This window comes from Prevotella sp. P4-119, assembly GCF_002251345.1.
Classification (GTDB): Bacteria; Bacteroidota; Bacteroidia; order Bacteroidales; family Bacteroidaceae; genus Prevotella.
Genome location: NZ_NPJB01000047.1, coordinates 15,255 through 28,526, shown reverse-complemented (window position 1 = coordinate 28,526; position 13,272 = coordinate 15,255). Strand labels below are relative to the sequence as shown.

Annotated in this window: 9 protein-coding genes; 5 read left to right on the top strand and 4 right to left on the bottom strand. The window is 44.0% G+C overall.

Going from position 1 to position 13,272, the window contains the following annotated elements; all coding sequences use genetic code 11:
• Positions 1-33: 33 nt before the first annotated feature.
• The 4 genes from carA to uxaC all read right to left on the bottom strand — a co-directional run bounded on the left by carA (position 34) and on the right by uxaC (position 6,380).
• Positions 34-1,107 carry a glutamine-hydrolyzing carbamoyl-phosphate synthase small subunit gene (gene carA / locus CIK89_RS05240; RefSeq protein WP_094390353.1) on the bottom strand — a complete coding sequence of 358 codons (1,074 nt, stop codon included), beginning with the start codon at positions 1,105-1,107 and terminating at the stop codon, positions 34-36.
• A gap of 6 nt (positions 1,108-1,113) precedes the next feature.
• Entirely contained in the window at positions 1,114-2,946 is a 1,833-nt protein-coding gene (locus CIK89_RS05235) for an amidophosphoribosyltransferase (protein WP_094390370.1), read from the bottom strand.
• An 89-nt stretch (positions 2,947-3,035) separates the two neighbouring features.
• Positions 3,036-4,880: a glutamine--fructose-6-phosphate transaminase (isomerizing) gene (gene glmS / locus CIK89_RS05230; RefSeq protein WP_094390352.1), complete on the bottom strand. Its 1,845-nt coding sequence runs from the start codon at positions 4,878-4,880 to the stop codon at positions 3,036-3,038.
• A 93-nt stretch (positions 4,881-4,973) separates the two neighbouring features.
• On the bottom strand, positions 4,974-6,380 hold the full coding sequence (gene uxaC / locus CIK89_RS05225; protein ID WP_094390351.1) for a glucuronate isomerase: 1,407 nt from the start codon (positions 6,378-6,380) through the stop codon (positions 4,974-4,976).
• A 792-nt stretch (positions 6,381-7,172) separates the two neighbouring features.
• Between uxaC and CIK89_RS05215 the strand changes: the two genes are divergently transcribed.
• The 5 genes from CIK89_RS05215 (at position 7,173) to CIK89_RS05195 (ending at position 13,194) form a co-directional block, all read left to right on the top strand.
• Entirely contained in the window at positions 7,173-8,786 is a 1,614-nt protein-coding gene (locus CIK89_RS05215) for an ABC-F family ATP-binding cassette domain-containing protein (RefSeq protein WP_094390349.1), read from the top strand.
• A 54-nt stretch (positions 8,787-8,840) separates the two neighbouring features.
• On the top strand, positions 8,841-9,455 hold the full coding sequence (locus CIK89_RS05210; protein ID WP_094390348.1) for a nucleotide exchange factor GrpE: 615 nt from the start codon (positions 8,841-8,843) through the stop codon (positions 9,453-9,455).
• A 38-nt stretch (positions 9,456-9,493) separates the two neighbouring features.
• The gene (dnaJ, locus tag CIK89_RS05205) at positions 9,494-10,654 is read left to right on the top strand and encodes a molecular chaperone DnaJ (protein ID WP_173815108.1); all 1,161 of its coding nucleotides are present in this window, start codon (positions 9,494-9,496) and stop codon (positions 10,652-10,654) included.
• A 35-nt stretch (positions 10,655-10,689) separates the two neighbouring features.
• On the top strand, positions 10,690-11,997 hold the full coding sequence (locus tag CIK89_RS05200) for a folylpolyglutamate synthase/dihydrofolate synthase family protein (protein WP_094390346.1): 1,308 nt from the start codon (positions 10,690-10,692) through the stop codon (positions 11,995-11,997).
• Positions 11,998-12,102: 105 nt separating this feature from the next.
• A complete protein-coding gene (locus CIK89_RS05195; protein WP_094390345.1) occupies positions 12,103-13,194 on the top strand; it encodes an aldose epimerase family protein in 1,092 nt (363 codons plus the stop codon).
• Positions 13,195-13,272: the final 78 nt, after the last annotated feature.

Below are 13,272 nucleotides of genomic sequence, written 5' to 3'. Positions count from 1 at the left end.
ATTGTTCTTATTACATAAAAATGGTTTGATGGATTATAATGCCTCTACGAAGCGGTCGAACATAAACTCAGTATCGACTGGTCCAGAACAAGCCTCAGGATGGAACTGGCTGCTAAACCAAGGGTTGGTCTGATGGCGAATGCCTTCATTAGAACCGTCGTTCATATTGACAAAGAGTTCGCGCCATTCTTTTCCTAATGTAGAAGCATCAACGGCATAACCATGGTTCTGACTGGTCACATAACAACGGTTGGTACCTACTTCGCGAACTGGTTGGTTGTGGCTGCGATGTCCATATTTCAACTTATAGATTGAGGCGCCACCCGCCTTGGCCAACAATTGATTTCCCATACATATTCCACATATAGGTTTGCGGCTAACAGACATCTGCTTACGGATAATATCGACGGCATCTCCACACATGTCAGGGTCGCCAGGTCCGTTAGCCAAAAAGAGTCCATCAAATTCCATTCCAGTATAATCGTAGTTCCATGGCACCCGAATAACTTCCACTCCACGATTGATAAGACAACGAATGATATTGGCTTTCACTCCACAATCGACGAGTACCACTTTTCGTCCTGCGCCTTCATTATATCGGATGATGTCTTTACAGGAAACACGATCCACGAAATTCACACCTTCATAATCGGCTTCTGGAATATTGTCAGGTTCGTCATCCATGAGTATTTTACCCATCATCACACCATGTTCACGAAGAACCTTTGTCAATTGGCGGGTGTCAATACCTGTAATACCAGGTACTTTTTCTCTTTTCAACCAGTCGGCAAGACTTTCGTTAGCATTCCAATGGGAATATTGCTCACTATAATCGCTTACGATAATAGCAGAAGCATAGATACGGTCGCTTTCCATGAAGGTCGGTAGGCCGTTCTTTTCGAAAGAAAACTGAGGTACTCCATAGTTTCCAACCAACGGATATGTAAGCGTCATGAGTTGTCCGGCATAAGATGGGTCTGTTAATGACTCGGGGTAGCCCATCATAGCCGTGTTGAACACGACTTCTCCTGCTACTGGTGCATCATAGCCGAATGATTTTCCTTTGAATTGCGTTCCGTCTTCCAGAACAAGTGTTACGTCTTTCATTATTTATTATTTTGTTTCCTGATTATATACATTTTCTATATAGTTCACGAATGCCTTGAGGCAGAGTCTTGTACCTCCTGGCGTTGGATAGTCGCCTGTAAAATACCAATCGCCATGATGATTGGGACAAGCTTTATGAAGGCCTTCTATGCTTTGGAATACCAGTTCTATAGGTGTTTCCACATCAGCAGGGCACAACATTTCAACCATCTTAACGTTGAGTTCTTCTACGGTAAACGGACGGTAGAGTTCCTTGACAGCACACTCCATGCTTCCGTCGTTTTTCTGAAGTTCGTCTTTACACTTCCGATAAACCGTATCTATGAGAGACTCCATATGTCTGTCTTTCAACAGTTGGATGCACGCACGGAAGGCGCAAAATTCCTCAAGGCGCGCCATGTCGATACCATAATAGTCTGGATAACGAATCTGTGGAGCGCTACTAACGATAACGATTTTCTTGGGTTGAAGTCGCGCGAGTATTTTTATGATGCTTTCCTTCAGGGTTGTTCCTCGCACAATAGAATCATCGATAATGACGAGATTGTCGCGTTGAGGTTCCAGAATCCCATAGGTTACATCATAGACATGTGAAGCCAAGTCGTTACGAGAATTTCCTTCGGTAATAAAGGTTCTCAATTTAATATCTTTCCATGCCGCCTTTTCCGAGCGCACGTAATCTTTAAGGATATCCTCCAATTCCTCTGGAGTAGGTATGTGGCCAAGATTCGAGATACGCTCTATCTTGCGTTGGTTGATATACTGTTTGAAACCACGCAACATACCATAGTATGCCACTTCAGCGGTATTGGGGATAAATGAGAATACCGTATGATGGACATCCTTATCGATAGCCTTGAGAATGCTACCAGTCAATTGTTCTCCTAAGAGGAGTCGTTCTTTATAAATATCCTCATCATTACCACGGCTGAAATAAATACGTTCAAACGAACAAGCTTTATCGCCACGTTGAGGAATTATTTGCCGTACATCCACCTTACCATTCTGCTTGACGAGTAAAGCCTGTCCGGCTTTGAGTTCGCAGACGGCATCCGAAGAAATATCAAAGGTGGTTTGCAATACAGGCCGTTCACTTGCTAAAGCCACGACTTCATCGTCACGATAGTAAAATGCCGGTCTGATTCCCCACGGATCTCTCATGGCAAACATTTCGCCACTTCCAGTCAATCCACACACAACATATCCTCCATCAAAGTCGGGCATCGTGGTTTGAAGGACATTACTCATTTCTACGTGTTGATCGATATAATCGGTAATATCGCGTCCTTCCAACCCTTGGCGTTGAGCTTCTACGAAGTTACGCTCCACTTCTCGGTCAAGGCGATGGCCCATCCATTCCAGCATGATATAGGAGTCTGAATAGATGCGTGGACATTGGCCCTGTGCTGTGATTTTCTGAAAGACATGGTCAATATTTGTCATATTGAAATTACCACAAATACAGAGATTCTTCGCCTTCCAGTTGTTTCGTCGCAGGAATGGATGAACATAAGTCAGTCCAGACTTTCCTGTAGTGGAATAGCGAAGATGGCCCATATAAAGTTCTCCAACCATGTCTTGTTTTACGCGCGAGAATATTTCTGTGATAGCGTCTTTACCTTCAGCCTTTTCACGAAACATATATTCGTTTCCGGGCTCAGTATTTAGTTTTACCGTAGCAAAACCTGCGCCTTCTTGTCCGCGGTTGTGCTGTTTCTCCATCATCAGATAGAGTTTGTTGAAACCATACGCCCATGTACCATACTTCTTTTCGTAGTATTCTAACGGCTTAAGTAGCCTGATCATGGCCACACCACATTCGTGCTTGAGTTCTTCCACGTTTTTGTCTCCTTTGTTTATTTGTGTTTGTATTGTCTGTTCTTCTCTCTTTTCACTACGTCGCAAAAAAAAGTCGGTAACTGTTGAAATCATTCAACGGTTACCGACTTTGCGAGATTACGGGGTTGGTCAACATCAAGACCTTTACATACTGCAACATGATACGCCAGCAATTGCAAGGGTATTGTTGTCAATAACGGTTCAAGACATTCGATGGTGTCTGGCAGTTCGATGACTTCATCGGCAATTTTGCTGATAGTATTGTCGTCGTGACTGACAATAGCGATAACCTTTCCCTTACGAGCTTTTACTTCCTGGATATTGGATAATACTTTCTCGTACATGGCATTATGTGTTGCGATGACCACCACAGGCATGTCTGAGTCAATCAAGGCAATCGGACCATGTTTCATTTCTGCAGCCGGATAACCTTCTGCATGAATATAGGAAATTTCCTTCAGTTTCAAGGCTCCTTCAAGGGCAACCGGATAACTGAATCCACGTCCGAGATATAAGAAATTTCGTGCATAGGTGAATGTACGACTTAAATCTGCGATACGGTCGTTAAGTTGAAGTACTGTTTTTATCTTGTTGGGGATTTCGTGGAGTTCTTTCACCACATGCATGTAATTCTCCGTGGAGATTGTTCCTTTTTCTTTTGCCAAAGCAAGAGCCAGCATGGTCAATACGGTAACCTGTCCGGTAAAGGCTTTAGTAGAAGCGACTCCTATCTCTGGTCCTACGTGAATATACGAACCGGTATCTGTGGCACGGGGAATACTTGATCCGATGGCATTACATATTCCATAAATAAATGCGCCGTGCTCTTTGGCAAGTTGTATGGCGGCAAGGGTGTCTGCGGTCTCACCGCTTTGTGAGATGGCAATTACCACGTCTTTTGACGTAATGACGGGATTACGATATCTGAACTCTGACGCATATTCCACTTCTACAGGAATGCGACAGAGTTGTTCTATCATTTGTTTGCCTATCAATCCTGCGTGCCACGACGTACCACAGGCTACGATGATGAAGCGATTGGCATCAAGCAGTTGTTTCTTATAATCGATTACTGCCGAGAGTACTACGTTGTCGGTATCCACGTTGACGCGTCCTCGCATACAGTTGGTCAGACATTCGGGCTGCTCAAAGATTTCCTTAAGCATGAAGTGTGGGAATCCACCTTTTTCAAGTTGTCCAAGGTTAATATCCACCTTTTTCACCTTGAGTTGCTGTTCCTCTCCAAAAATACTTACCACTTTAAGTTCTTCTCCGCGACGGATCACGGCGATATTTCCATCTTCGAGATAGACGACCTTGTCGGTATATTCCACCAGTGGTGTTGCGTCTGAACCTAAGAAGAATTCGTCTTTACCTATTCCGACCACAAGTGGACTCTGCTTACGGGCTGCAATAATCTGATTGGGGTCGCGTTTGTCGATAATGGCAATTGCATAGGCGCCAATGACCTGGAAGAGAGCTACCTGTACGGCTGTGAGAAGATCGACATCCTTATGCTCCATAATATACTCTACCAGTTGCACGAGTACTTCTGTATCCGTATCAGAACGAAACTCTACGCCTTTGGATTGAAGTTTACGCTTCAAGTCTGCGTAGTTTTCTATAATACCATTATGTATAATTGCGAGATTCTTTGATTCAGAATAGTGAGGGTGTGCATTTACGGCAGATGGTTCTCCGTGGGTAGCCCATCGGGTATGAGCAATACCTACTGTTCCGCTTACATCCTTGTCTTTGCAATATTCCTCCAGGTTATCGACCTTGCCTTTTGTCTTACAGACATTAAGGTTGCCATTATCATTGATAAGGGCAACACCGGCAGAATCATAACCACGGTATTCAAGACGTCGCAAGCCTTTTATCAAGATGGGATAGGCTTGTTTGTTGCCTATGTATCCTACTATTCCACACATATATTTCCTCGTTTATAAAGTTTGTGTTCGCTATTTCGGGTGCAAAGATAAAAAAAAATCGGCTATCATGTGCAACGATAGCCGATTTTTTTATTAATAGAATTTGAAATATCTTCTTGCGTTGTTGTAAGAGATGTCTTCTACCATCTTTCCGAGCAACTCGCGATCGTCGGGAAGAAGTCCCTTTTCTACGTCATTTCCGAGCATATTGCAAAGGATGCGACGGAAATATTCGTGACGTGGATAGCTGAGGAACGAACGGCTGTCGGTAAGCATTCCAACGAAACGGCTGAGAAGGCCAAGTACCGAGAGTGCGTTCATCTGGCGCTCCATACCATCTTTCTGATCGTTGAACCACCATCCTGAACCAAACTGGATTTTTCCAGGTTCTCCGCCTTGGAAGTTACCGAGCATAGTAGCGATTACTTCGTTGGCGCAAGGATTCAACGTATATAATATGGTACGTGTGAGCTTATCTTCCATGTTGAGCTTGTTGAGGAACTTCGACATGGCCTTAGCGGTATTGAATTCGCCGATAGAGTCGAAACCGGTATCAGGACCGAGAGCATTATACATCTTCGTGTTGTTGTCGCGGATTGCTCCGTAGTGGAACTGTTGGGTCCAGTCTGCATCAGCATCCATTTCTGCCATAATGGTCAGGAAACAGTTTTTGTACTGACGAGTCTCTAAGGCAGAGAGCTGCTGACCACGAAGTGCCTTTTCGAAAATCACTTCAATCTGTGAATCTGTATATTCCTCATCATAGAATTCTTCAATTCCATGGTCTGAGAGTTTACAGCCATTGGCACTGAAGAAATCGTGACGTTTCTTAAGAGCGTCAACCATATCGGCAAACTTGGTAATGGTTACTCCGCTAACCTCTTCGAGCTGGTGAACATAAGCGCCAAAATCAGGTTTTTCGATATTCATGGCCTTGTCAGGACGCCATGCTGGAATCATCATGGGATCATCGGCTGCCTTGCTCTTTGCATATTCAATGTGGTTGTGAAGGTCGTCAACGGGATCATCGGTAGTACATACGCACTCCACATTATAGTGTTTCATGAGACCACGTGCAGAGAACTCAGGCTGTTTGAGCTTCTCATTACACTCGTCGAAAATCTCACGTGCGGTCTTTGGAGACAGAAGTTTTTCGATTCCGAAAGCGGTTTTCAACTCAAGGTGTGTCCAGTGGTAAAGTGGGTTGCGAAGAGTATAGGGAACGGTCTCAGCCCATTTCTCAAATTTTTCCCAATCGCTGGTGTCCTTTCCTGTACAATAGCGCTCATCCACGCCATTGGTACGCATTGCACGCCATTTGTAGTGGTCGCCGCCGAGCCAAAGTTCAGTAATACTGTTGAATTTGTGATCCTTGGCTACCATCTCTGGAATCAGATGGCAATGGTAGTCGATGATTGGCATTTTGGACGCATGATTGTGGAAGAGGTCCTGAGCCACTTCGTTGTCAAGAACGAAGTTTTTGTCATTGAATTGCTTCATTTCTTATTGTTTTAGTTTGATTCGTTTTAATTTTAACCTTGCAAAGGTAGCATTTTTTTTTGTTTTATAAAATATTATATATTAAAATATTGTCTTTTTTTACGTAAACGATGACGGAAAGACAACCTAAGATTTACGTTTTTCCATTTACTTTTCTTCTCTCCTTCCCCTTCATCTCCCATCCTTCTCCCATCAAGTTCGCATGATTGTGGAAAGATAATGGGACTTAATTGGGACTTAATTGGGACTTGCTTGGGACTATAACATAAACTTCCATATTCACAAATCCCGAACCCATCCCGAACCCATCCCGAAGGCTTCCCGAAGGCTTCCCGAAGGCTTCCCGAAGCCGAGAGCAGAGCTGAAAGTTCACTTTTGAGCTTTGCCGAGGCAAAGAAGACTAGGTCAAAGACCAAGGCTTCCCGAAGCCGAGAGCAGAGCTGAAAGTTCACTTTTGAGCTTTGCCGAGGCAAAGAAGACTAGGTCAAAGACCAAGGCTTCCCGAAGCCGAGAGCAGAGCCCCAAAAACAGTAATAATTTCTCATTAGCACGACTCATTTTCACGAAAGTTTAGTTACATTTCTTCCACTTATTGCTCTATCATTTTTCTTTCATCCTTTCCAAACTACTTGAGATTTTTCAGGCTCTCTCCACGTTTCTTTGCCCGTTTTCACTGATTTTCAACAAAGAACCACATGGATTGACGAAAAAAGCAGGATTTTTCTTTGTAATTCGATTGATTTGCAGTAACTTTGCAAGAAATATATATTTTAAATAAAGAGAAAAGAAGAAATGATTACAGTCACAAACTTGGCTATTCAGTTTGGAAAGAAGACGCTCTACAAAGACGTCAACATGAAATTTACCAATGGGAACATTTACGGCATTATCGGTGCCAATGGTGCAGGAAAATCTACATATCTTCGAGCTATCAGCGGAGAACTTGAACCCAACAAGGGCACTATCGAACAAGGACCTGGCGAGCGTATGTCTGTGCTCGAGCAGGACCACTTCAAATATGATGCATTCTCGGTAATGGATACCGTCCTTATGGGACACCAGCCACTTTGGCAGAACATGAAAGAGCGTGAAGCACTCTATGCGAAAGACGAAATGACAGAAGAGGATGGAAACCGTGCCGCAGAACTGGAAATGGCTTTCGCTGAAATGAATGGCTGGGAAGCAGAAAGCGAAGCCGCACAACTCTTGCAAAACCTTGGTGTGGCAGACTCACAGCACTACAAGCAGATGGAAGAAATATCAAACAACGAAAAGGTGCGCGTCATGCTGGCCAAAGCACTTTTCGGACACCCCGACAACCTCCTGCTCGACGAGCCGACCAACGACCTCGACCTCGATACCGTACAATGGCTGGAAGAATATCTTTCAAACCTTGAACAATGCGTATTGGTAGTCAGCCACGACCGTCACTTCCTCGATGCCGTTTCCACCCAGACCGTCGATATCGACTTTGGAAAGATCACCCTTTTCTCAGGAAACTATTCTTTCTGGTATGAATCAAGTCAATTGGCACTCCGTCAGGCTCAGAACCAGAAAATGAAAAACGAAGAAAAAAGAAAGCAGTTGGAGGAGTTTATCCGCCGATTCTCTGCCAATGTGGCAAAGTCAAAGCAAACAACATCACGAAAAAAGATGTTGGAGAAACTCAACGTGGAAGAAATTCGTCCGTCAAGCCGCAAATATCCAGGAATCATATTCACTATGGACCGCGAACCTGGAACACAAATCCTCGAAGTAGAAGGACTCAAGGCTGTTGACACAGACGGAACCGTACTCTTTGACAATGTTAACTTCACCATCGAAAAGGGACAAAAGACCGTATTTCTGTCACACAACCCCAAAGCCATGACTGCTCTCTTCGAAATCATCAACGACAACAGAAAAGCCGATGCAGGAACATACAAATGGGGCGTTACCATTACAACAGCATATCTGCCGTTGGACAACACCTCTTTCTTCGAATCCGATATGAATCTCGTGGAATGGCTCTCACAATGGGGAAAAGGTAACGAAGTGACTATGAAGTCGTTCCTCGGAAGAATGCTCTTCAAAGAAGAAGATGTGCTCAAGCATGTCAACGTACTCTCAGGAGGTGAGAAAATGCGCTGTATGATTGCACGTATGCAATTAAAAAATGCCAACTGCATCATCCTCGACACACCAACCAACCACCTCGATCTGGAGTCTATTCAGGCATTCAACAATAACCTTGTCAACTTCAAGGGCAATATTCTCTTCTCTTCACACGACCACGAATTCATCAATACCGTTGCCGACAGAATCATCGAACTCACACCAAAAGGAACAATTGACAAACTGACAACCTATGATGACTACATTTATGATGAGGCCATCAAGGAACAACGCGCGTCTATGTATGAGTAAATGAAAACATGGCACAGAATTTGCATGTTCCTTAAGAAAACAAATAAAAACATTATGAAAGAGAATAAAGAAGAGCAAATAAATTGCGAAGAACAGGAAATGAATAAAGAGGAGGAATGCACACAGCAAGAATCCGCTCAGCAAGAATCTGCTCAGCAAGAATCTGCTGATAACACACAGCAGGCAGAAAACGAAAATCCTGAAGAAGAAGAAGAAAAGGATCCGCTGGCTGCTGCGCAAGAGGAAATCGAACAACTCAAAGACCAAGTATTGAGAAAGGCTGCGGAATTTGAAAACCTCCGCAAGCGCACCATCAAGGAAAAAGCAGAACTCATACTCAACGGAGGCGAGAAGGCAATTGTCACTATTCTGCCCATCATCGACGATATGGAGCGAGCTATTGAGAATGGCACCAAGACGGACGATCCTAAAGTGCTCAGAGAAGGCATGGAAATCATCTATCATAAATGTATCAAAGCATTGGAGTCGCTCGGAGTGAAGACCATCGACACAACAGACGCAGACTTCGATACCGACGAACATGAAGCAGTTGCCATGGTACCTGGTATGGGCGACGATAAAAAAGGAAAAGTCATCGATTGCATCCAAACAGGATACAAACTCAACGACAAAGTCATTCGCCATGCCAAAGTGGCAGTTGGACAATAAAGATTCATAGAATCAATAAAAAATAAGACAACACAATTATGGCAAAGAGAGACTATTATGAAGTTCTGGGCATTGACAAAAATGCCACAGAAGACCAAATAAAGAAGGCCTACCGCACCATCGCCATCAAATACCACCCTGACAGAAACCCTGGCGACAAAGAAGCCGAGGAGAAATTCAAGGAGGCGGCTGAAGCGTATGATGTGCTCCACGACCCTCAAAAACGTCAGCAATACGACCAATTCGGATTCAACGGACCACAAGGTGCGGGAGGATTCGGAGGATTCGGCGGACAAAGTATGAACATGGACGATATCTTCTCTATGTTCGGCGACATCTTCGGAGGTGGCGGAGGATTCGGAGGATTCGGCGGAAGCAGAAGAAGTGCCGGACCCAAAGAACATCGAGGAAGTGACCTTCGCCTGAAAGTCAAACTCACCTTGGAAGAAATCGCCACAGGAGTGACCAAGAAGTTCAAAGTGCGCAAAGACGTGCCTTGCTCACATTGCCACGGAACTGGATCAGAAGACGGCAGCGGCACAGAAAACTGCCCCACATGTCATGGTTCGGGAGTAATCACCCATACCACACAAAGTCTTTTCGGCATGATGCAGACACAAGGTGTTTGTCCTACATGCGGCGGAACTGGCCGTGTCATCAAGAACAAATGCAAATATTGCGGCGGTACTGGCGTAGAGAAAGGTGAAGAAGTAGTTGAAATCAACATCCCTGCAGGAGTCGCACAGGGCATGATCGTCAACGTTCCTGGCAAGGGTAATGCCGGACACAACAAAGGAGCTAACGGAAACATTCAAGTATATGTGGAAGAAATCGAACACGACACCTTCATACGAGACGATAACGACCTCATATACAACCTATTGCTCGATTTCCCAACAGCATCACTTGGAGGTGAGGTGGAGATTCCGACAATCTACGGAACACGCCTGAGAGTAAAAATCGAACCAGGCACACAACCTGGCAAGACTCTCCGTCTGCGCGGTAAAGGCCTTCCTTCCGTACAGGGCTATGGACGTGGCACAGGAGACCTCGTTGTCAACATCAGCGTTTATGTGCCAAAGACACTCAGCAGCGATGAAAAGAAAGCAATAGAAAGCTTCAAAAGTAGCGACAACTTCAAAGGTGACGCTTCAACCAAGCGATCTATCTTCCAACGATTCAAGAATTATTTCAACTGATTCTGTTTCAAAAACACATAAAAAAAGTATAGTCCATGACCTATCAGGAAACTTGCGAATACCTATTCAGCAGAACCACAGCTTTCGAAACTCAAGGAAAGAGTGGCTACAAAGAAGGATTAGAAAATACACTGGCGCTGGACGAACATTTCGGTCATCCACACCAAAAGTATCTCACCATCCATGTGGCAGGTACCAACGGCAAAGGTTCCGTTTCTAATATGCTCTCTGCAGCACTACAAAGCTGCGGATACAGAGTAGGACTATACACCTCTCCACATCTCGTCGATTTCAGAGAAAGAATTCGTGTCAACGGCGAGATGATTCCAGAGGACTATGTGATGAATTTTGTTGAAGACGAAAGAAATTTTTGGGAACCATTGTCGCCGTCATTCTTTGAAGTGACGACGGCAATGGCTTTCAAGTATTTTGCAGAACAAAATGTTGATATTGCAATTATTGAAGTAGGGCTTGGGGGACGACTCGATTGTACCAACATCATCCACCCTATCCTATCCATCATCACCAATATCAGTCTGGATCATACAGAATTCTTAGGAAACACCATCGCAGAAATAGCACGAGAGAAAGCAGGCATCATCAAACATGCCACAACGGTCATCATCGGAGAAAACCAAAACGAGACACGACCTGTCTTCGAAGAAAAGGCACGGGAAATGGAAGCACCCATCATCTTTGCCGAAGACGACAATTTCATCAAAAGTGCAGAAATAACTGACCAAGGCGACATCAAATGCGAAACAGCCAAATACGGAAACGTATTTTGCGATCTCGGAGGAATCTACCAACCCAAGAATATCAATACCGCATTACACGCCCTTCAGATTCTTGAAGACAAAGGCTATCTGATCATTGACAAAGACGCAACAAGCGGAAATGTGCTCAAAGCATTCGACAACGTCAAGAAGCTCACAGGATTGGCAGGAAGATGGCAAACAATAAGTTCGTCACCACATGTAATTTGCGACACAGGACATAATCCTGGCGGTTGGCACTTCATCAGCCAACAGCTAAACCATGTGATTGCCCATTGCCACCAATTACATATTATATTTGGAATGGTCAACGACAAAGATGTAGATGCAATACTTCAGATGCTTCCAAAAGAGGCAATCTACTATTTTACTAAAGCCAAAACAAAACGAGCACTCAACGAGCAGATTATTTTCGCATTGGCACAGAAGTATCAACTGAAAGGAAAGACGTATTTATCTGTAAGTGAGGCATATCACGAAGCAGAGAAAGCTGCAGGAAACAACGATGTTATATTTGTTGGAGGCAGCAACTATATCGTCGGAGAATTGCTCAAAGATGGAATTTAGTTGTTTTTAACATTCCTTTTGCTCAATTTTTCGCCATTAAATTTGTTAAACTCACTTTTTTTTGGTTACTTTGCAATATAATTTAGTAACTAAAAACAACTGATTATGGCGAACACAACGGAAAACGTTAATTTGTGTGGTTTGAATCGCAAAGATTTTCAAACCACAGTAAACGGGAAAAAAACAGATTTATATATCCTACGCAACCGCAAAGGATACGAAGTAGCAGTAACCAATTTCGGTGGAGCAATTGTGGCCATCATGGTTCCAGATAAAGACGGAAAAGTAGCAAACGTCATTCAGGGACATGACAACATCCAAGATGTTATCAATAGCCCAGAGCCTTTCCTCTCAACCCTTATCGGACGCTACGGAAACCGTATTTGCAAAGGTTCCTACACCCTCAACGGTAAAGAATACCAGCTTGCTCTCAACGATGGTCCTAACCATCTGCACGGCGGTCCTACAGGTTTCCACTCTCGCATCTGGGATGCCAAGCAAATGGGACCTCGCGCCTTGGCTTTATCATACATCTCATCGTATGGAGAAGAAGGATTCTCAGGTGAATGTCGCATCAACGTGGAATATACTTTCACAGACAACAATGAACTGGTTATTGAATATCTTGCCACAACCAACAAGAAGACCATCATCAACCTGACTCACCACGCATTTTTCTCATTGGCAGGTATTGCTAACCCCACACCTGCCGTTGACAACGTAGAATTACAGCTCAACGCAGATTTCTATCTTCCTATTGATAAGGTATCAATCCCTACCGGCGAAATTCTTAAGGTCGAAGGAACTCCATTCGATTTCCGCACACCAAAGCCAATCGGTCAGGATATCAACGCCGACAACGAGCAACTGAAAAATGGATCTGGATACGACCACAACTACGTTCTTAATAAAAAGGAAGAAGGAGAACTCAGTTTTGCCGCTAAACTAAAAGAGCCTAATAGCGGTCGTACCATGGAGGTTTATACCACAGAACCAGGACTCCAACTCTATACAGGTAATTTCGAATCAGGAATCTCTGGAACTCACGGTTCAACTTATCCTTGGCGTAGTGCTGTTTGTCTTGAAGCACAACACTTCCCCGATACTCCAAATCGTCCTTACTTCCCTTCTGTAGTACTCCGACCAGGTGAACAGTACAAGCAGAAAACCATCTATAAGTTTGGAGCAGAAAAATAATATAAAACAACAAAAAGAGTGGCTGATAGCTATCAGCCACCCATTTTGTGTATAATAGCTATCTATGTATAACAGGAA

What these genes read in the sequence shown, in the direction of transcription:
- carA (WP_094390353.1), bottom strand. Translation starts at nt 1,107, where the DNA reads ATGAAAGACGTAACACTTGTTCTGGAAGACGGAACGCAATTCAAAGGA.
- glmS (WP_094390352.1), bottom strand. Translation starts at nt 4,880, where the DNA reads ATGTGTGGAATAGTAGGATACATAGGCAACAAACAAGCCTATCCCATC.
- uxaC (WP_094390351.1), bottom strand. Translation starts at nt 6,380, where the DNA reads ATGAAGCAATTCAATGACAAAAACTTCGTTCTTGACAACGAAGTGGCT.
- CIK89_RS05215 (WP_094390349.1), top strand. Translation starts at nt 7,173, where the DNA reads ATGATTACAGTCACAAACTTGGCTATTCAGTTTGGAAAGAAGACGCTC.
- CIK89_RS05210 (WP_094390348.1), top strand. Translation starts at nt 8,841, where the DNA reads ATGAAAGAGAATAAAGAAGAGCAAATAAATTGCGAAGAACAGGAAATG.
- dnaJ (WP_173815108.1), top strand. Translation starts at nt 9,494, where the DNA reads ATGGCAAAGAGAGACTATTATGAAGTTCTGGGCATTGACAAAAATGCC.
- CIK89_RS05200 (WP_094390346.1), top strand. Translation starts at nt 10,690, where the DNA reads ATGACCTATCAGGAAACTTGCGAATACCTATTCAGCAGAACCACAGCT.
- CIK89_RS05195 (WP_094390345.1), top strand. Translation starts at nt 12,103, where the DNA reads ATGGCGAACACAACGGAAAACGTTAATTTGTGTGGTTTGAATCGCAAA.